Annotated in this window: 16 protein-coding genes; 5 read left to right on the forward strand and 11 right to left on the reverse strand. The window is 67.0% G+C overall.

The genetic code is table 11. The features are described from left to right. The first annotated feature begins 60 nt into the window (after positions 1-60). Positions 61-774 (forward strand): nitroreductase, encoded by a 714-nt coding sequence (locus ACRECS_RS10415; RefSeq protein WP_431582897.1) that lies wholly within the window; start codon positions 61-63, stop codon positions 772-774. On the opposite strand, the gene ACRECS_RS10420 is transcribed toward ACRECS_RS10415, so the two are convergent. The 5 genes from ACRECS_RS10420 to ACRECS_RS10440 form a co-directional block, all read right to left on the reverse strand. Beyond that, a complete protein-coding gene (locus tag ACRECS_RS10420; RefSeq protein WP_431582898.1) occupies positions 762-2,171 on the reverse strand; it encodes an FAD-dependent oxidoreductase in 1,410 nt (469 codons plus the stop codon). The two genes, ACRECS_RS10415 and ACRECS_RS10420, sit on opposite strands and share 13 nt — an antisense overlap. Next, complete coding sequence (locus ACRECS_RS10425; protein ID WP_431582899.1) at positions 2,168-3,343, reverse strand: dihydrolipoamide acetyltransferase family protein; 1,176 nt, start codon at positions 3,341-3,343, stop codon at positions 2,168-2,170. Before ACRECS_RS10425 ends, ACRECS_RS10420 begins: the two co-directional genes overlap by 4 nt. Further along, the gene (locus ACRECS_RS10430) at positions 3,336-4,310 is read right to left on the reverse strand and encodes an alpha-ketoacid dehydrogenase subunit beta (protein WP_431582900.1); all 975 of its coding nucleotides are present in this window, start codon (positions 4,308-4,310) and stop codon (positions 3,336-3,338) included. Before ACRECS_RS10430 ends, ACRECS_RS10425 begins: the two co-directional genes overlap by 8 nt. Further along, positions 4,307-5,320, reverse strand: coding sequence for a thiamine pyrophosphate-dependent dehydrogenase E1 component subunit alpha (locus ACRECS_RS10435; protein ID WP_431582901.1), 1,014 nt, complete (start codon positions 5,318-5,320; stop codon positions 4,307-4,309). The genes ACRECS_RS10430 and ACRECS_RS10435 overlap by 4 nt, the downstream gene beginning before the upstream one ends. A 68-nt stretch (positions 5,321-5,388) precedes the next feature. Then, positions 5,389-5,961, reverse strand: a complete 573-nt coding sequence (locus ACRECS_RS10440) for a VOC family protein (RefSeq protein ID WP_431582902.1) — start codon at positions 5,959-5,961, stop codon at positions 5,389-5,391. A 228-nt stretch (positions 5,962-6,189) separates the two neighbouring features. On the opposite strand from ACRECS_RS10440, the gene ACRECS_RS10445 reads away from it, so the two are divergent. From ACRECS_RS10445 to ACRECS_RS10460, 4 genes are read left to right on the forward strand one after another with little or no spacing between them, the layout of a single operon-like run. Next, positions 6,190-7,263 carry an LLM class flavin-dependent oxidoreductase gene (locus ACRECS_RS10445; protein ID WP_431582903.1) on the forward strand — a complete coding sequence of 358 codons (1,074 nt, stop codon included), beginning with the start codon at positions 6,190-6,192 and terminating at the stop codon, positions 7,261-7,263. 2 nt (positions 7,264-7,265) lie between these two features. Then, the gene (locus ACRECS_RS10450) at positions 7,266-8,441 is read left to right on the forward strand and encodes a CaiB/BaiF CoA transferase family protein (protein WP_431582904.1); all 1,176 of its coding nucleotides are present in this window, start codon (positions 7,266-7,268) and stop codon (positions 8,439-8,441) included. A 51-nt stretch (positions 8,442-8,492) separates the two neighbouring features. Next, positions 8,493-10,490 (forward strand): FAD-dependent oxidoreductase, encoded by a 1,998-nt coding sequence (locus ACRECS_RS10455; RefSeq protein ID WP_431582905.1) that lies wholly within the window; start codon positions 8,493-8,495, stop codon positions 10,488-10,490. Then, complete coding sequence (locus tag ACRECS_RS10460) at positions 10,483-11,274, forward strand: SDR family NAD(P)-dependent oxidoreductase (RefSeq protein ID WP_431582906.1); 792 nt, start codon at positions 10,483-10,485, stop codon at positions 11,272-11,274. Before ACRECS_RS10455 ends, ACRECS_RS10460 begins: the two co-directional genes overlap by 8 nt. A 172-nt stretch (positions 11,275-11,446) precedes the next feature. Here ACRECS_RS10460 and ACRECS_RS10465 read toward each other — a convergent pair whose 3' ends face one another. From ACRECS_RS10465 to ACRECS_RS10490, 6 genes are all read right to left on the reverse strand, one after another. Next, positions 11,447-12,358, reverse strand: a complete 912-nt coding sequence (locus ACRECS_RS10465) for a hydroxymethylglutaryl-CoA lyase (RefSeq protein ID WP_431582907.1) — start codon at positions 12,356-12,358, stop codon at positions 11,447-11,449. Beyond that, entirely contained in the window at positions 12,355-13,449 is a 1,095-nt protein-coding gene (locus ACRECS_RS10470) for an NADH:flavin oxidoreductase (RefSeq protein WP_431582908.1), read from the reverse strand. The genes ACRECS_RS10465 and ACRECS_RS10470 overlap by 4 nt, the downstream gene beginning before the upstream one ends. Before the next feature lie 3 nt (positions 13,450-13,452). Continuing rightward, on the reverse strand, positions 13,453-14,586 hold the full coding sequence (gene ribB, locus ACRECS_RS10475; protein WP_431582909.1) for a 3,4-dihydroxy-2-butanone-4-phosphate synthase: 1,134 nt from the start codon (positions 14,584-14,586) through the stop codon (positions 13,453-13,455). Further along, positions 14,586-16,259: an FAD-binding protein gene (locus ACRECS_RS10480; protein WP_431582910.1), complete on the reverse strand. Its 1,674-nt coding sequence runs from the start codon at positions 16,257-16,259 to the stop codon at positions 14,586-14,588. The genes ribB and ACRECS_RS10480 overlap by 1 nt, the downstream gene beginning before the upstream one ends. 64 nt (positions 16,260-16,323) lie before the next feature. Then, the gene (locus tag ACRECS_RS10485; RefSeq protein WP_431582911.1) at positions 16,324-17,118 is read right to left on the reverse strand and encodes an enoyl-CoA hydratase/isomerase family protein; all 795 of its coding nucleotides are present in this window, start codon (positions 17,116-17,118) and stop codon (positions 16,324-16,326) included. Further along, positions 17,115-18,290 carry an acetyl-CoA C-acetyltransferase gene (locus ACRECS_RS10490; RefSeq protein ID WP_431582912.1) on the reverse strand — a complete coding sequence of 392 codons (1,176 nt, stop codon included), beginning with the start codon at positions 18,288-18,290 and terminating at the stop codon, positions 17,115-17,117. Before ACRECS_RS10490 ends, ACRECS_RS10485 begins: the two co-directional genes overlap by 4 nt. Positions 18,291-18,434 lie beyond the last annotated feature (144 nt).

Genomic DNA, 18,434 nt, shown 5'->3' on the forward strand with positions numbered 1-18,434 from the left:
CTGTATGGTAGTCAAATCCGAAACAGCCCGTAAAGGGCGCGATTCCGGCAAGGATGGTGAATGACCGAGACCGATCTGCCCCCCGATGCCGCGACGCTCGCGCGGCTGGTCGCGACGCGGCACAGCTGTCGCGGCTATCTGCCCGATCCGGTGCCGCATGAGGTGATTCAAACCATGTTGCGGATCGCGCAAGGCACTGCCTCATGGTGCAATTCGCAGCCCTGGCAGGTCATTGTCACCACGGGTGCGGCGACGGATCGTTTCCGCGACGCGCTCTATGCCCATGCCGCCGGCGGCAACTGGACCGACCAGAAGGCGCGGCCGGAAGCGCCCGACTTCGCTTTTCCAGCGCGCTATGTCGGCATCTACAAGGAACGGCAGCGCGAGACCGGCTGGGCGCTCTACGAAAGCGTCGGCGTGACGCATGGCGACCGCGTGGCATCGGGCCGCCAGATGCTGGAGAATTTCCGCCTGTTCGGCGCGCCGCATGTGATGATCATCACCACCGAGGAGGATCTCGGTGTCTATGGCGCGATCGACTGCGGCGCCTATGTCGCCAATGTCATGCTCGCGGCGCAAAGCCTGGGGCTGGCGACGATCGCTCAGGCGGCGCTGGCCGGCGTGTCCGGTTTCGTGCGCGACCATTTCGCGATTCCGCCCGAACGCAGGATCGTGTGCGGCATTTCGTTCGGCTATGCCGATCCGGCGCATCCCGCCAATGGCTTTCGCACCAAGCGCGCGTCGCTCGATCAGGTCGTGCGCTACGCCGACTGACGCGCATCGGCCGCCGCACCGCGCCCGGCGATCCGGCCGAAGATCAGCGCATTGCTGAGATAATTGCCGCCCCCGACATAGCGTTCGCCGAGCACGCCACCCGCCGTTTCGCCCGCTGCGTAAAGGCCGGGGATCGAGCCCGCATCCGCGCCAAGCACGCGCGCGTCGGGATCGATCCGCACCCCGGCCGAGGTCGCGCCGAAACTCGCCGCATGGACTTCGGCGGCATAGAAGGGCGCCGTTTCGATCGTCGCCAGCGCGCCCTGTTTGAAAAACTGCCGGTCCCCGCCGCCGCGCACATCGGCATTGTAGCGCGTTACCGTGCCGGCCAGCCCGACCGGATCGATTCCCGCCCGTGCCGCGAGTTCGTCCAGCGACGCGGCGGCGATCACCCGGCCCGTCGCCACTTCCGCCGCCAGCCGGTCGCCCGAATAGGCGAAGTCGCCGACACCGAGCTTGTCGGCAAAGGGATGACGCGACGGCGACGCGGCGCGGGCCGGCTCGTCGAAGATCGCAAAGCAGCGCCGGCCGGGCTGTTCCTCGATCCGGTGCCCGGCAATGCAATAGGGCCAGGTCTCGTCCATGAAGCGCTGGCCATGGCGATTGACGAACACCAGCCAGGGCGGGTGGAAATCGGCGACGTCGCGCGAGAAGCCGGGCGACGCATTGACCAGCAACCGGCCCGCACCGGTGACGGCTGCGCCGGCTTCGCGCGCCATGCGGATACCGTCGCCGCGGCTCGTCTCCGACCCGAAATAGAAGGACCAGCGCTCGTCCTGTTCGGCGATCTCGGGGTTGAACTCGGCGAGCATCGCGCGGTTCGCACCATAACCGCCGGTCGCCAGCACCACCGCTCCGGCCCGCATCACCGCACCCTGCGCGACCACGCCCGCGACCCTGCCCTGCTCGACCAGCAGCGCTTCAACCCGCACACCGGAATTGATCGCCACGCCGCGCGCCGACGCCGCGCCGAGCAGGTGTTCGAGCAGCGCCGCGCCCGACCCGCGAGTGTGATGGCCGCGCGGCACATCCTCGACGCCCGAGACATAGAGCCCGTCGACCGGCATCTCGACGCCAAGGCCAAGCAGCCATCCCAGCGTCGGCGCGGACTCCTCGCAGAGGCGGCGGATCAGCCACGGCTCGAGGTTCCAGCGGTTGAAGGTCATGTAATAGCGGTACATCCGCTCGGCATCGTCGTCCCAACCGGCGGCGCGCTGGATGCTGGTGCCCGCCGCATAGACGACGCCACCCGACAAGGCGGTCGATCCGCCGGGCCGCGTGCCCGCCTCCAGCACCGCCACTGCCGCGCCCTGGTCGGCCGCTTCGATCGCCGCCGCCATGCCGGCGCCCCCGCCGCCGACGATCAGCACGTCGCAATCGCGGTTCGCCCTGGTCATGCGGCCGGAAGCAGCAACCGCGCCGGATGTTCGAGCAGCTCGGCAATCGTCGCCAGGAATCGCGCCGCCCCCGCTCCGTCGATCACGCGGTGGTCGCAGGCAAGGCTCAGCGTCACTTCCCGCACCGCCAGCGGCGCGCCGTCCGGGCCGGGACGGAACACGCCGTGCGGTGCGCCGACGCCGAGCATGAAGCTCTGGTCGGGGTCGATGATCGGGGTCAGCGACCGCACCCCGAACATGCCGACATTGGAAATGCCGATCGCCGCCTCGCCTGTATCGGCGGCACCAAGCCGGCCTTGCCGCGCCCGGCCGATCGCGGCGTCGAGCGCGTCGCCAAAGGCGTATACACCGCCGCGTGCCGGCACCACCGGCGCCATCACGCCGGCCGGCGTATCGACCGCAATGCCGATCGCGATCCCCGCCAGCGGCACAGCGCGATTGTCGCGCCACACCCGGTTCGCCTCCGGCACCAGCGTCAGCGCGCGCGCCACCGCCGCACCGAGCAGCGCCGTGACGCTGAGCTTTGCCGGCGCCAGCGGATCACTATTGAGATCGCCGCGCAGTGTGATCAGCGCGTCGAACGCGACCTCGGCGGTGACGTAGAAATGCGGGATCTCCGCCTTACTGCGCGAGACGCGCGCCGCGATCAGCGGGCGCAGGTCGCGCACCGCGCCGACCGGCGGCGCAGGCACCGCCGCGCGACCGTCGATCGCCGCCTTCACGTCGCGCGCCTGGATGCGCCCGCGCGGACCGCTGCCGGTGACCTGCGCAATATCGATGCCGTCGAGCCTGGCCAGCCGGCGGGCGAACGGCGTCGAGCGGATCCGCGACCCCGCCGCCGCCGGAACAACCACCGGCACGAGCTCAGCGACTGGTGCGGCAACCGGCTCAGCCTCGGGCTCCGGCGTGACCAGCCCGGCGCCGGTCCAGGTCGCCACCGGCACGCCGACATTGACCGTCTCGCCAATCCCGACCAGCAGCGACACGATCCGCCCGCTGCCCGGCGCGTCCACTTCGCTGCTGATCTTGTCGGTCTCGACCACGAACAGCAATTGCCCGGCGCGCACCTCGTCGCCCGGCGCCACATGCCATTCGGCAAGCAGCCCTTCGGACATGGTCAGCCCCAGCTTGGGCATGACGATCGCCGTCTCGCCGGGTGCGGGCTCAGCCATAGGTGCCCCGCACCGCTGCGACGATCTGCGCTTCCGCGGGCATATAGGCGGCTTCAAGCGTGCGCCCGAACGGCACCGGCATGAACGCGCCGCCAACGCGCATGATCGGCCCGTCAAGCTCGTCAAAGCCGATCTGCGCCATCCGCGCGGCAATCTCCGCGCCAACCCCGAACGCCTCGACCGCTTCATGCGCGACAACCAGGCGGTGGGTGCGCGACAGCGACTCAAGCACCGCCGCCTCATCCCAGGGCTGGATCGTGCGCAGGTCGATCACTTCGGCGTCGATCCCCTCGCCCACCAGCGTCTCCGCCGCCGCGAGCGCCTTGTGAACCATCGCGCCATAGCTGACGATCGTCACATTGTTGCCGCTGCGCGCGATCCGCGCCTTGCCCAGCGGCACCGGCGCGGGCGGATCGGCCAGCTCTCCCTTCATCGGATAGAGCGCCTTGTGCTCGATGAAGAGCACCGGATTGGGATCGTCGATCGCGCTTTGCAGCAGCGCATAGCCATCGTCGAGCGTCGCCGGCACCACCACCTTCAAGCCCGGGATATGCGCGAACCACGCCTCCAGGCACTGCGAATGCTGCGGCCCGGCGTTCAGCCCGCCGCCATGCTGGGTGCGCACCACCAGGGGCACGGAACCCTGCCCGCCGAACATGAAATGGAGCTTCGCAGCCTGGTTGACCATCGCGTCCATGGTCAGCGTCATGAAATCCATGAACATGATCTCGATCACCGGGCGGAACCCGCCCAGTGCGAGACCGACCGCCATGCCGGCGATCGCATTCTCGGCGATCGGCATGTCGATCACCCGGTCGGCACCATATTTGGCGAGCAGGCCGCGCGTCACCGCAAAGCTGCCCCCGGCATTGGCGATGTCCTCGCCAAGCAGCACGACCTTGGGATCGCGCGCCATCGCATCGTCGAGCGAGCGGTTGATCGCATGGGCGAAGCGCGCCTCGCTCATCGTATCGCTCCGGCGACCGCATATACTTCGTCAAAGGCCGAGCCGATCGTCGGCTCCGGGCTCAGTCGAGCGGCGTCGACGGCATGTTTGACGGCCTGCCGCACCTCGGCTTCAAGTCCCTCGAGCTCGGCATCGGCCATGCCCTGCGCCTCCAGCCTGGTCCGGGCGATGGCGAGCGGATCGACCGGCGGCACGGCGTCGTTGCGATAGCGCTGCGAATCGCCTTCATAATGGCCACGGATGCGCGTCGTCGAACATTCCAGCACCACCGGGCCCCGCTCGCGGCGGATCCGCCCGACGATCTCCGCAGCGCATTCGGCGACCAGCTCGACGTCCGATCCGTCGATCCCGAAATAGGGAATACCGTACGCGGCGGCGAGCTTCTCCAGCGTGAAGGTCACTTGAGTCGCGGTCGGGCTGAATTCGGACCAGCCATTATTCTCGCACACGAACAGGATCGGGATTCGCTTGAGCTGCGCGATGTTCAGCGATTCATGGATAATCCCCTCGGCCAGCGCGCCATCGCCGAAAAAGGACACCGCCAGCCCGTCGCCGCCGCCAAGCCGTTGCGCCAGACCGCTACCCAGCGCGATCGCCACACCGCCGCCGACAATGCCGTTGGCACCGAGCATGCCGACCGACAGGTCCGCGACATGCATGCTGCCGCCGCGCCCCTTGCACGCGCCATCGGCCTTGCCCATCAGCTCGCGGAAAAAGCCGTCGAGCCCAAGCCCCTTGGCCAGCGCATGGCCATGCCCGCGATGCGTCGACGCGATCGTGTCGTCGGGGCGCAGCGACGCCATCACGCCAACGCTGACCGCTTCCTGACCATCGCTCAGATGGATGAAGCCGGGAATCTCGCCGGCCGCGAACAGCGCGCCGCAATTGCTTTCCGCCTCGCGGATCAGCGCCATGCGGCGATACAGCTCGATCAGTTCCGGGCCGCCCGCATTGCGGCCGCGCGCGCCCGCGCCGCGCTGATCCGCCGCGGCCTCGATCCCCTTGCCCATCATTCCTCCCAGTGCCGTCGCCGCCGCCGCACGACCGGCAACGGGGACGCGAGATGATCCGCCCCGTCTCAGTGGACGGGTGCGGGCCGTGGCTCGGCGCGGTATTTCTTGACCGTGGAGCGTTCGAACGGCCCCTCGTAATCGGGCTCGGTCGCGGGCGAATCATCGACCAATATGTCATGGGCGTATTTGGTGTCGTCGGCGTCGATCGGGCGCGTGTCATAGGTCCATTCGATCAGATTGCCGTCGGGATCGAAGGTGTAGATCGAGCGGATGAATTCATGGTCGGTCATCGACACATGATAGCCGTTATCGAGCCAGTTCTTCTTGCGCTGCTGAAGCTCTTCCTCGCCGCCCTTGCAGTTGAACGCGAAGTGATTGACCCAGCGTGGCAGGCCAAGGCCGGTCGAGATCGCGCTGCGCCACTCATCGGGGTTGAGCTGGATGCCTTCGATCCCGCGCAGGTCCCACAGCGCCATCGTCTCACCGTCGCCGATGTCGTAGAACATATGCTTGGTCCAGCCGCCGCCGGGCGCCTTGCGCTTGACCCCCGCGACCAGCGGGAAGCCCATCACCTCGGTGTAAAAATGGTGCGCGGTATCAAAATCTTTCGAAGCAATCGCAAAGTGGTGAACGCCCATCGCCGTGATCCTCTCTCTGCTGCACCCCGGTCCGGGTCGGTGCTTTTTGAGACCTTTAACCTAACAGCGACAGAATTGCCCCGCAACCGCTTTATTCAAACGCTCTACAGATATCGGAAAGAGTGATATTCCGCCGCTGACGGGCCGTAAACGAACCCCGACATGAAAGGCTATTGCGATTTGAAACATACACTGTAAGAGTCGTAAAAAGCGTAAACGGGAGGATGTATGGAACTCGCACTCATGTCCCTGGGCGACATCATGGACGACCCGGTCACGGGCCGTCGCTTCTCTGCGTCAGAGCGCTACCGGATGACGCTGGATGCGGCCGAGGTGGCCGACCGCACCGGCATCCAGGGCTATTATATCGGCGAGCATCACGGCATCGCCTACACCTTCTCCTCGCCCGCGGTGGTGCTGGCGGCGATCGCGCAGCGCACCAAGCGGCTGCGCCTCGGTACCTCGGTCGCGCTGGCCGCCAATCTCGACACGCTGCGCATGGTCGAGGATTATGCGACGGTCGACGTGATCTCCAACGGGCGGCTCGAACTGGTCACCGGCCGGGGCAATTTCTTCGAGAAGACCTATGACTTGTTCGGTCAGTCCGCCGCCGAGTCGCCGGCACGCTTCGCCGAGGCGATGGAGCTGGCGTGCCAGCTCTGGCCGGGCAAGCCGGTCCATTGGCAGGGGGAATTCCGCCCGCCGATCACCGGCCAGCATCTCGAACCGACCCCGATCCAGCAGGACCGCCTGCCCTTCTGGGTCGGCGGGGGCAGCTCGCCGGACACGGCCAAGCTCGCCGGCCGGCTCGGCCTCAACCTGATGCTGCCCAGCGCCTTCGGCAAACCCGACAAGTTCGTCGCGGTGGCCGAAATCTACCGCGAGGCATTCGCCGCAGCCGGCCACAAGCACGCCTCACGCGTCGGCGCCTGCTGGCATGGCTGGGTCGGCAAGACCGATGCGCTGGCGCGCGAACGCTATGAACCGCGCTATCGCGGCTATCACGCCTTCAACATGGCGATGATCAAGAGCGTCAACGACAATCCACCGGCCTATCTGACCTCGACCTTCGACTATGAATTCCTGTCGACTCACGGCCCGGCGATCGTCGGCGGCCCGGCCAAGTTCGCCGATCGCCTGATGCTGCTCAGCGAGCTGGTCGGCGCCGATGTCAATCTGATCAAGATGGACATGGGCGGCGTCGGTCGCGACGAGTATGTCGAGATGGTCGAACTGCTGGGGACTGAGGTGGTGCCGCAACTGAACACGCAATCGCGCCCGGCAATCGCCGTGAACGCCTGAGCATGACTGCTACGGCCGATGCAGGGGCCAGGCCGGCCGGTCGCGGTCCGCTGGCGGGCGTTCGCGTCCTCGATCTCAGCGGGCTTGGCCCCGCGCCCTTTGCCACCATGATGCTGGCTGATTTCGGCGCACAGGTGCTGAGTGTGCGCCGGCCCGATCCGCTGCCGTTCGATCCGGCGGCGGCGATGTCGCGCGGCAAGGAAGCGATCGGGCTCGACCTGCGCTCACCCGCCGGCCAGGCCACGGCGCGGCGGCTGGCCGAGACGGTCGATGTTCTGGTCGAGGGCTTCCGCCCCGGCGTGATGGAGCGGCTCGGGCTTGGCCCCGAACCGCTGATGGCGGCCAATCCCGGCCTGATCTATGCGCGGCTGACCGGCTGGGGGCAGACCGGCCCCTATGCGGCGCGCGCCGGGCACGACATTAACTATCTGGCGATTTCGGGCGCACTGAAGGTGATCGGCGAGGACCGGCCGACCGCGCCGCCGGGGCTGCTCGGCGATCTCGCCAATGGCTCCTATACGATGATGATCGGCGTGTTGCTGGCGATGGTCGAGCGGCAGCGCACCGGGCGCGGCCAGGTGATCGACGCCGCGATCGTCGATGGCGCATCCTATATGCTGGGTGCGATGTTCGGCGAGCTTGAACTTGGATTGTGGGACGGCGATCCGGCGCATTCGATGCTCGGCGGCGCGGCGCCCTTCTACGGCGTCTATACCTGCGCTGACGGGAAGTGGTTTTCGGTCGGGGCGATCGAGCAGAAATTCTACGCCGCGATGCTCCACATCCTCGGGCTCGACGATGTCGACGCCTCGGCGGCGGCGCAGATGGACCGGTCGGCCTGGCCGGCGCTGCGCGAGCGGATCGCCGCCGCCTTCCGGACCCGGCCGCAGGCGGACTGGACCGGCCTGTTCGGCGCGGTGGATTCATGCGGTGCGCCGGTGCTCGAGGTCGGCGAGCTGGCCGCCGATCCGCACAATGCCGCCCGCGCGACGGTGACGGCGGATGACCGCGGCGTGCTGACCGCCGCGCCCGCACCGCGACTGTCGGGCCATCCGACACTGGTCAGCGAGATCAATCCGCGCGGCACGCGGGGAGCAGACATAATCCTGGCCGAGGCCGGGTTCACCGCGGACGAGATTGCGGCATTGATCGCGCAAAAGGCGGTCTGGTCGCTATAGACTATCGGTCGAGCCATAAAGGCCGGCATCGTTTGGAGAGGCTGGAATCCCGTGTCGCTTGAACAGATCCTCAGTCCCATCACGATCAACGGCCTGGAAGTGAAGAACCGCATCGCGCGGGCCAGCCACGGCACCAGCTATGGCCGCGGCACGGTCAATGACGATCTCATCGCCTATCACGAGGCCCGCGCGAAATCGGGCGTCGGCCTCAACATCCTCGAGGCGACGGTGATCCACCGGTCGTCGGCCAATCATACCGTCGATGCGATCGACGATTCGGTCATTCCCGGCTTCACCGCGCTCGCCAGATCATCGGAGCGTCACGGCATGCGCACCTTCGTGCAGCTCTGGCATGGCGGGCATCGCTGGGCCCCGGCGAGCGGCCAGGCGCCGCTCTCCGCCTCGACCGTCCCCTGCCCGCTTGGCCTGGTCAACACGCCATTCGCCATGACTCAGGACCAGATCGATGAGATCACCGAGGCTTATGTCGACGCCGCGCTGCGCGTGCAGAAAAGCGGGCTCGACGGAATCGAACTGCATTTCGGCCATGGCTATCTGATCCACCAGTTCCTGTGCCCGCTGACCAATCGCCGCGAGGATGACTATGGCGGCAGCCTCGACAACCGGATGCGCTTCGGCCGCGACGTGTTGCAGGCGGTGCGGGACCGTGTCGGTGCGGCTTATCCGGTCGGCATCCGCCTGTCGGACTATAATGTCCCGGGCGGGCTGAGCCCCGATGAAGCCGGTGAAATCGTTGCGCGGCTCTGCGCCGACAAGATGGTCGATTATGTCAGCGGATCGATGGGCAGCCCGTACAGCATCGCGACGATGCTCGGCGCAATGGACCAGCCCGCCGGCTATATGTTGAGCTCCGCCGAACCGATCGTCGCGCGCGCCGACGTGCCGACGATGATCGCGGGCCGCTATCGCACGCTGGAGGAAGGCAATCAGGCGATCCGCGAGGGACTGGGCGACATGGTCAGCTATGTACGGCCGATGATCGCCGAGCCCGACCTGGTCGCCAAGACGCTGTCGGGCAATGCCGAACGCGTGCGGCCGTGCATCGCCTGCAATCAGGGCTGTATTGGCGGAATCCGCACCGCGCAGCAGCGCATGGGCTGCACCGTCAACCCGGCAGTCGGTTACGAACTCACTCTCTCCGAGGACCTGATCCGCCCGGTATCGGCGCCGAAAAAAGTGGTGATCGCCGGCGGCGGCCCGGCCGGGATGGAGGCGGCGCGGCTCGCCGCCTTGTCCGGCCACAAGGTGGTGCTGATCGAGGCGCAGCCGGCGCTTGGCGGCACGATCAACATCGCCAAGCGCGCGCCGAAACTCGCCACGATCGGCGACATCACTTACTGGCAGGAACAGGAGCTTTATCATCTCGGCGTCGATGTGCGCCTGTCGACCTATGCCGAGGCGGACGATGTGCTGGCCGAAAACCCCGACGTGGTGATCGTCGCCACCGGCTCGCTGCCGCGAATGGACGGGTTGCAGGCGGCACGTCCCGAGGCGCCGGTGCCGGGGTTCGACCGGCGCCATGTACTGTCCTCGCACGATTTGCTGTTCATGGATCCGGCAAAGTTCGGCAAATCGGCGGTCGTGTTCGACGATGTCGGCCATTATGAAGGCATCGCCGCGGCGGAGCAGCTGATCGCTCACGGCGTGAAGGTCACCTTCGTCGCGCGCCATTCCTCCTTCGCGCCGCAGATCGAGGTGATCGTGCGGACCAGCCCGGCGCTGCGCCGCCTGCGCCAGGGCGATTTCACGCTGGTGGTCGGCGGGCGGCTGGTCGCGATCGGCGAGGACACATGCACGCTCGGCTATCTCGACGGCGAGCAGACATGGGACGTGCCCGCCGAGACGGTGGTGTTCATCTCGTACAATGAAGCGCAGTCGGAGCTCTACCGCGCACTGGGCGGCGGCACGCGCGTGCCGAAACCCTATGATCTACAGCTGATCGGCGATGCCAACGCCCCGCGCGACCTGCTGATGGCGATCCGCGAGGGACATATGGCCGGCCGTATCCAGGAGACCCACAATGCTTGACGGCAAGATCGCCATCGTCACCGGCGGCGGCACCGGTATCGGCGCCGCGACCGCGGCGTTGCTCGCCAAAAACGGTGCGCATGTGATCGTCACCTCTGAACTGGCGGTCGCGGCGATGCAGCCGGTGGTCGATCGCATCGTCGCGGCGGGCGGATCGGCGGAGGCCGCGACCTGTGACGTGATGGACCGCGCGGCGATCGCCGCTTTGTTCGCCGGGGCGGAGCGTGCGCACGGCAAGGTCGACATCCTCGTGCAGAGTGCGGGCGTGTGTTTCTGGGGTCCGATCGAGGACATGTCGGCGGGCAAGATCGACACGATGTTCGGCGTCAACACGATCGGCCCGATCTCGATGATCCAGGCGGCGATCCCGGTGATGCGGCGCGCCGGCGGCGGCGCGATCGTCAACATCTCGTCGGGCGCGGCAGTGCTCGGCGTCAACGAGTTCGCGGTCTATGCCGCGACCAAGGCGGCGATCGCGCATTTCACCCGCACGCTCGCGCCCGAACTGCGGCGCTCGAACATCCGGGTCAATTCGATCGGCCCGGGATCGGTGCGCACCCAGATGCTCGGCTTCACCAGCGACGAACTCACGCCCGAACAGCAGGAAGCGATGGTCCGCCGCGAGGCACGGTCGGTCAGCCCCTACGGCAATGCCATGATGGAACCGGACGATATCGCACAGGTGGTGCTGTTCCTGGTGTCGGACGCCGCACGCGCGCTGCAGGGCAGCTTCCTGCTCGCCGATCAGGGTATTTCGAGCGCAATGCTACCGCCGGCGAGCTGATACTCGGACATCGCCTGATGGATCAGCTATTGCAGGTTAACTAGCTGATATACAATAAATTATATAGGATTCTCGCCGAAGCGACGGCGAGAAAAGATACGGCACAACCGGTGTCCCATATCTCCCCCAAGCTCGAAACGAACGGGAGTGATTCCACCAAAGCCAACGCCCGTTAGAATCCCCCTGCACGCCCCACACTCGATGGCAGCGGCTTGCCGATCACGCCGCTGAACCACCGGTTGACCGCAATCGCCTGCGTCAGATCGATGCCCGTCGCCACACCCGATCGCTCAAGCAGATAGACCAGGTCCTCAGTCGCGATATTGCCGGTGGCGCCCGGCGCAAAGGGGCAGCCGCCCAGCCCGCCAAGCGAAGAGTCGAGCACCTCCGCACCGGCTTCCCACGCAGCCCAGGCGTTGGCGATGCCGGTGGCGCGCGTATCGTGGAAATGCGCGCGCAGCCGGATCGTGTCGGGCAGCACATCGTGCAGCCGCCCGATCAGGTCGCGCACCTGCCCCGGCACGGCGACGCCGATCGTGTCGGCGACGGCGATCTCGACCGGCCCGGCCTCGGCCAGGCGCTGCGCGATCGCGATCACCCGATCCTCGGGCACATCATGGTCGAACGGGCAGCCAAAGGCGACCGCGATCGTGACTTGCGGCACCAGTCCCTCGCGCTGCGCCAGCGCCAGCATCGCAACATTTTCGGCCACCGACTCTGCCGAGCTCTGCCCCTGATTGGCCTGGCCAAAGGCGTCGCTCGCCACCGTCACACAACCGGCCTCATCGACACCGCGCTTGTTGCCGGCGCGCGACGCAGCGGCGCGCTCGACGCCCTTCCGGTTGAGGCACAGGCCGATATAGCTGACATCGGCACGATCGGGCAGCGCGGCGATCACCTGCGGCGTGTCGGCCATTTGCGGCACGCGCGCGGGATTGACGAAGCTGCCGACCTCGAAGCGGCGCGCACCGGAGTCGATCATGCGATTGATCAGCGCGACCTTGTCGGCGGTCGACACCAGGATCTTCTCGTTCTGCAGCCCGTCACGCGCGGCGACTTCAACGATCTCCACTTTTCTCGTCATCGCGCATCCTGCCCGTCGGCAACAAAGCCCTGCCATGTCGCCATATAATCGATGAACTTCTCGCCCAGCCCTTCGCGGGCAAGATGCGCGCGCCCGACCGGCAGCGCAACGCTCGCAAAATCCGCGTCCTGCCCAACACGCCGCGCGAAATCATGATGCAGGATCGCGCCGCGCCCGATCAGCACGAAGTCCGCGCCGCGCGTCAGGCATTCGCGCGCGCTGCGCGCATCGGTCAGCTTGCCCGCAATGCCAAGCCGCGTGCCATGGCGCGGCAGATCGGTGAACCAGTCGATCAGCGCGCGGCCCGCCCAGGCCGGATCCTCGGGCTGCTTGAATGCGTCCCAGCAGGACATGTCGAGATAATCGACCTGCCCCCCGGCCAGGATGCGCGCGGCGAGCGCACGGCTCTCGCCGAGATCGACGCCATAGCGTTCGGGCGAGAGCCGCACACCGATCTGGAAATCCGGTCGGGCGCTGGCACGCACGCCGGCGATGATCTCGATCAGCAAGCGCGCGCGATTGTCCGCACTGCCGCCATATTTGTCGTGGCGCTGGTTTCGCCGCACGTCGAGGAACTGGCACGGCAGATAGCCATGCGCACCATGGATCTCGACGCCGTCGAACCCGGCGCGTTCGGCGCGCAGCGCGGCGACGATGAAATCCTCAACCGCCTGCTCGACCTCAGCAGTCGAAAGACCGCGCACCCCGCGCTCGGGATCATCGACAACACCCACCGGCTGCGCCCCGATCAGCGCCTGCGGCGCACGCATGCCGGAATGCTGGAGCTGAACTGAGGACAGCGCGCCGCCCGCGCGCAACGCCGCGGCGAGCCGTGCCAGACCGGGTAGATGCGCATCGTTATGCACGCCGAGCTGTCCGGGAAAGCCCTTGCCGAGCGGGTGCACGCTCGCCGCACAGGTCATCACCAGCCCGAAGCCCCCCGCCGCGCGCTTCACCAGCCAGGCGAACTCGTCATCCGACAGCGTGCCATCGTCATGGCTTTGCAAATTGGTCAGCGGGGCCAGCACCATGCGGTTGGCCATCGCCGGCCCGCGGCGGAAACCCAGCGGATCGTGCAGCGCGGCGACCACCGCTCAGCGGATCCAGCTCGACGGCGGCGTGCTGGTCATGGCGCGGTGCCCGACAATGTTGAGCGCAAAGCCCTGCAACGCGACCACGGTGCGCGGCGAATTGGTCAGCAGGACCATGTCATGCACCCCGAGATCGGCAAGGATCTGCGCGCCGACGCCGTAATCGCGCAGCACTTCCAGGTCGCTCACGCCGGGACTCGCATCGGTTTTGCGTGCGACGAAGCGGGTCAGCATATTGGGCATCTGCTGCGTCACCATCACGATCACGCCGGCACCTTCGCGCCCGATCTCGGCCATCGCGCTTTGCAGCAGGCCGTGGCGTTCGCCCTCCACGCCGAGCATGTCGGTAAAGGCGTCGACGACATGCATGCGCACCAGGGTTGGCTGGCTGGGGTCGACGCTGCCCTTGACCAGCGCCAGCATCTCGCTGTCGACCGCCTTGTTGCGGAAGATCACCGCGGTCCAATCGCCGCCGAACATGCTGTGGAACGGCGCCTCGCCGACACGGCGGAGATTATGGTCGCGGCGCAGGCGATAGGCGATCAGGTCGCGGATCGTGCCGATCTTCAGGCCATGCCGCTCGGCAAAGACGAGCAGATCGTCCATCCGCGCCATCGTGCCGTCGTCCTTCATGATCTCGCAGATCACGCCCGACGGGTTCAGCCCGGCGAGCCGCGCGATATCGACTGCTGCCTCGGTATGGCCGGCGCGCACCAGCACCCCGCCGTCACGCGCGACCAGCGGGAAGACATGGCCCGGCGTGACCAGCGCCTCCGCACCGTTCCCTGCATCGATCGCGACGGCGACGGTCCGCGCGCGATCGGCCGCCGAAATGCCGGTCGTCACCCCGTCTCGCGCCTCGATCGAGACAGTGAAGGCGGTCTCATAGGGCGACCGGTGGTCGCGGCTCATCAGATCTAGGCCAAGCTCCTCGATCCGCGAGCGCAGCATCGCCAGACAGACCAGTCCACGCCCTTCGCGGGCCATGAAGTTGATCGCATCGGGCGTCGCCATCTGCGCGGGAATGACCAGATCGCCCTCATTCTCGCGATCCTCGTCATCGACCAGGATGAACATCCGGCCGTTGCGGGCCTCGTCGATGATCTCCTCGATGCTGGCGAGTGGCTGACCGGGCATCATAGCGCCGGGACCGATTCAACCGGACGGTTGGCGGGTTTAGGGCCGGACGCAGCAGCGGCATCACGTCCCGCACGACGGCCCGAAAACACGCCGTCGGCGAGCGACAGGCCGCTGATATAGCCGTTCGAATGCAGCCCGACCGCCGACATGCCGGCAGCGTATAGCCCGGGGATATTGTTGCCATCATCGCGCGTCACCGCCCCACTCTCCTCATCCACGGTCAGTCCGCCAAGCGTCATGAACTTGGTCAGCGCGTGGCGGTTCTCCATCGCCATGTTGACCGCATAGAATGGCCCGGTACCAAGCGACGCGCGCAGCTCCTCGGTCTTGCCGACGCTGTCCGGCCGGCCGGCGGCGAGATCGCCGTCATGCGCCGCGATCGTCGCACTCAGCCCCGCCGGATCGATGCCGGCACGGCGCGCCAGTGCCGCCGCATCGCGCCCCCGCCGCGTACCGCCCAGCGCGTAATTGATCAGCATCGGCACGCCGAAATATTTGAACCGCTGCCACCCGCAGGTGAGTGCCTCCCGGATCGACCGGCGGAACGCGCGGGCCGGCACGATCAGCCACGCCTTGCCCTCCGGCTGGCGCGCGAGCAGCCCGCCAATCAGGCTGACATAGGCATCCTCGGCAACGAAGCGTTCACCGGTCTGGTTGACCAGGATGCCTTCGAGCAGCGCCTCGGGCGGGGCGATGTTGCGCGCGATATAGAGCGAGTCCATCCGCGCCGTTGCGCCGCCGGCGGACATGCCCAGCGCCACACCCGATCCGTCGCTGCCCATGGTCGAAAGGCGGTGGCTGGCCTCGTAATGCTGCGCCAGCACAGGATCGTGCCGGCCGATCAGCTCGCGGCTATAGGCGAAGCCGCCGGTGCTCAGGATCACACCGCCGCGTGCCCGGATCAGGATCGTGCGGCCGTCGCGCGCTTCCATCGCCTGCATCGCGGTCAGCGCGTGCTCGGTCCGTTTGTGATTGTGCGGAACATAGGGGCTGACCTTTTCATACAGCGCCTGATGCGCGGCATGCCGCTCTGCCGGCATGGTGACGGCCTCGACCCCGACAACGCGGCCGGACGCGATGACCAGTCGCGTCACGCGGGTGTGGAGCGACAGCGTCACGCCCTCGCGCTCAGCCGCGCGGCGCAGCGCCGCGATGTAATGCCCGCCACCGAAACCGGGACCGACGGCGCGGTGGCCGCGCGGCACGGGCCGGGCATGCGCCGCGAACGCGGGCGATTTCTCGTTGCCGGAATAATAGAGATATTTGCCCTCCGGCGGGTAAGTGATCTTGTCGAGATAGGTGTCGGAGGCATAGCCGACGCCGTGCCCGACCAGCCATTCGACGTCGCCGGCACTGCCTTCGCAGAAGCGCCGCAATGTTTCCGGGCGGACCGCATCGCCGACTTCCATCCTGAGATAGGCGAGCATATTCTCGACACTGTCGTCGAGCCCGGCCTCGCGCTGGAACCGCGTCGCCCCGGCATAGATCACGCCGCCGCTATACGCCGTCGTGCCGCCCCCGCCGAAGCGGTCGAGCAGCATCACCTCGGCGCCATCCTCGCGCGCCTGCAGCGCCGCGCTGGCCCCGGCACCGCCAAAACCCACCACCACGACATCGGCATGGTCGTCCCATGTGACGGCATCGGCGTCAGCGACCGTGATCGGCGTCATACCCTCTCCTGTTTTGCCAAAGCTTAAACCATGCACTGTTAGATAACAAGCAAGATGATGCCGTCTATCGGCCCCTGAATTCAGGCGTCCGCTTGGCGCGAAAGGCCGCGACGCCCTCGCGGAAATCATCGCCCTGCGACAGCAGCGCCTGGTTGCGATCCTCCAGCGCCAGCGCGGCGGCAAAGCTCGGCGCGTCGAGATTGATGTCGAGCACTTCCTTGGTCATCGCGAGAGCAAGCGGCGCGGTTGCCAGCATCGCCTCGACATAGGGCGCGGCACTCGCCGCCAGCGCTTCCTCCGCGACCACCTCGGACACCAGCCCGAGCCGCAGCGCGCGATCGGCATAGAGATCGCGCCCGGTGAGCAGCAATTCATGCGAAGCCGATCCGCCGATCAGCCGCGGCAGCAGATAGCTGACGCCGACATCGCATCCGCCCAGCCCGATCTTGATGAAAGCGGCATTCATCCGCGTGCCGGTCGCGGCGATGCGGATGTCGCTGGCCAGCGCAAGGACGAAGCCGCCACCGACCGCCGCGCCGTGGAGCAGAGTGACAATCGGCTGCGGACAACGGCGCATCGCCACCATGATATCGCGGATGCCGCGCTGCACGCGCATCGCCGCGCCGATGCCATCCTCCTGCACCTCACGCGTCAGGTCGGAGGCAAGATCGGCGCCAGCACAAAAACCCCGACCCGCGCCGCGCAGCACCACCACGCGGCATTCTTCATCGCGATAGAGGCGCTCGAAATAGCCTCTCAGCGCGGTGGTCAAATTCTCGTCGAGCGCATTCAGTCGCTCGGGGCGGTTGAGCGTCACCCAATCCACCGCCCCGCGGCGCTCGATGATCAGCACGCTCATAACCGCTCGACGATCGTCACATTGGCGGTGCCGCCGCCCTCGCACATCGTCTGCAGGCCGTAACGCCCGCCGCTTTTGCGCAGGGCATGGATCAGCGTCGCCATCAGCTTGGTGCCCGATGCGCCAAGCGGATGGCCAAGCGCGATCGCGCCACCATTGACGTTGAGCCTGGCCGGGTCACCGCCGGTGTGCCTGAGCCAGGCAAGCGGCACCGGCGCGAACGCTTCATTGACCTCGTAAAGGTCGATATCCTGAATGCGCAGGCCGGCACGCTTCAGCGCCTTGTCGGTCGCGAACAAAGGCTCCTCCAGCATGATCACGGGATCGCCGCCGGTCACGGTCAGAGTATGGATCCGCGCGAGCGGCGTCAGGCCGTGATCCTTCAGCGCCTGTTCGCTGACGATCAGCACCGCGCTCGCGCCATCGCAAATCTGGCTGGCATTGGCAGCGGAGATCACCCCGCCCTCCTGCAACAGCCGGACCGCGCCGATCGACTCGAGCGTCGCGTCGTAGCGGATCCCCTCGTCACGGTCGTGCAGCACGGCGCCATCCGGCGTCTCGATCGTCAGCGGCACCAGCTCGGCGGTGAAATCGCCGCGATCGGTCGCCGCCGCCGCGCGGCGATGGCTTTCCAGCGCATAAAGATCGAGATCGTCGCGCGAGAGGCCATATTTGCGGGCGATCGCCTCGGCGCCGCTGAACTGGCTGAACTGGATACCGGGATAGCGTAGTTCCAGACCCGGAGACTTGGACGTGCCGAGCCCTGCCTGCTCGAACAACGTACTGGGCGAGAACATCGGTACGCGCGTCATGCTCTCGACGCCGCTGGCGATCACCATGTCCTGCGTGCCGCTTATCACTGCCTGCGCGGCGAACTGGATTGCCTGTTGCGACGATCCGCATTGGCGGTCGATCGTCACCGCCGGCACGCCGTCGGGCAGTTGTGATGCAAGCACCGCGTTGCGCCCGACCTGCCCCGCCTGCTGCCCGCACTGGCTGACACAGCCCATGATCACATCCTCGACCGCGCCGGGATCGATGCGGGTCCGCGCGACCAGCGCATCGAGCACCGCAGCGCCGAGATCGACCGGGTGCCAGCCGGCGAGCTTGCCGTTGCGCCGCCCGCCAGGGGTGCGCAGGGCGTCGACGATATAGGCGGTCGGCTGGGCCAAGAATCTTCTTCCGGTTGAAACTTTGTTTAACCCGGCCTCTATCAGCGAGCTTGTTTCCAATCAATGTTAGATAATATACTCAGCGGAGAAGCACAGCATGTGGCGCCTCTGTGCTACCACGAATGATAATAACGACAGACAGTG

This window comes from Sphingomonas sp. (assembly GCF_050725575.1).
Taxonomy (GTDB): domain Bacteria; phylum Pseudomonadota; class Alphaproteobacteria; order Sphingomonadales; family Sphingomonadaceae; genus Sphingomonas.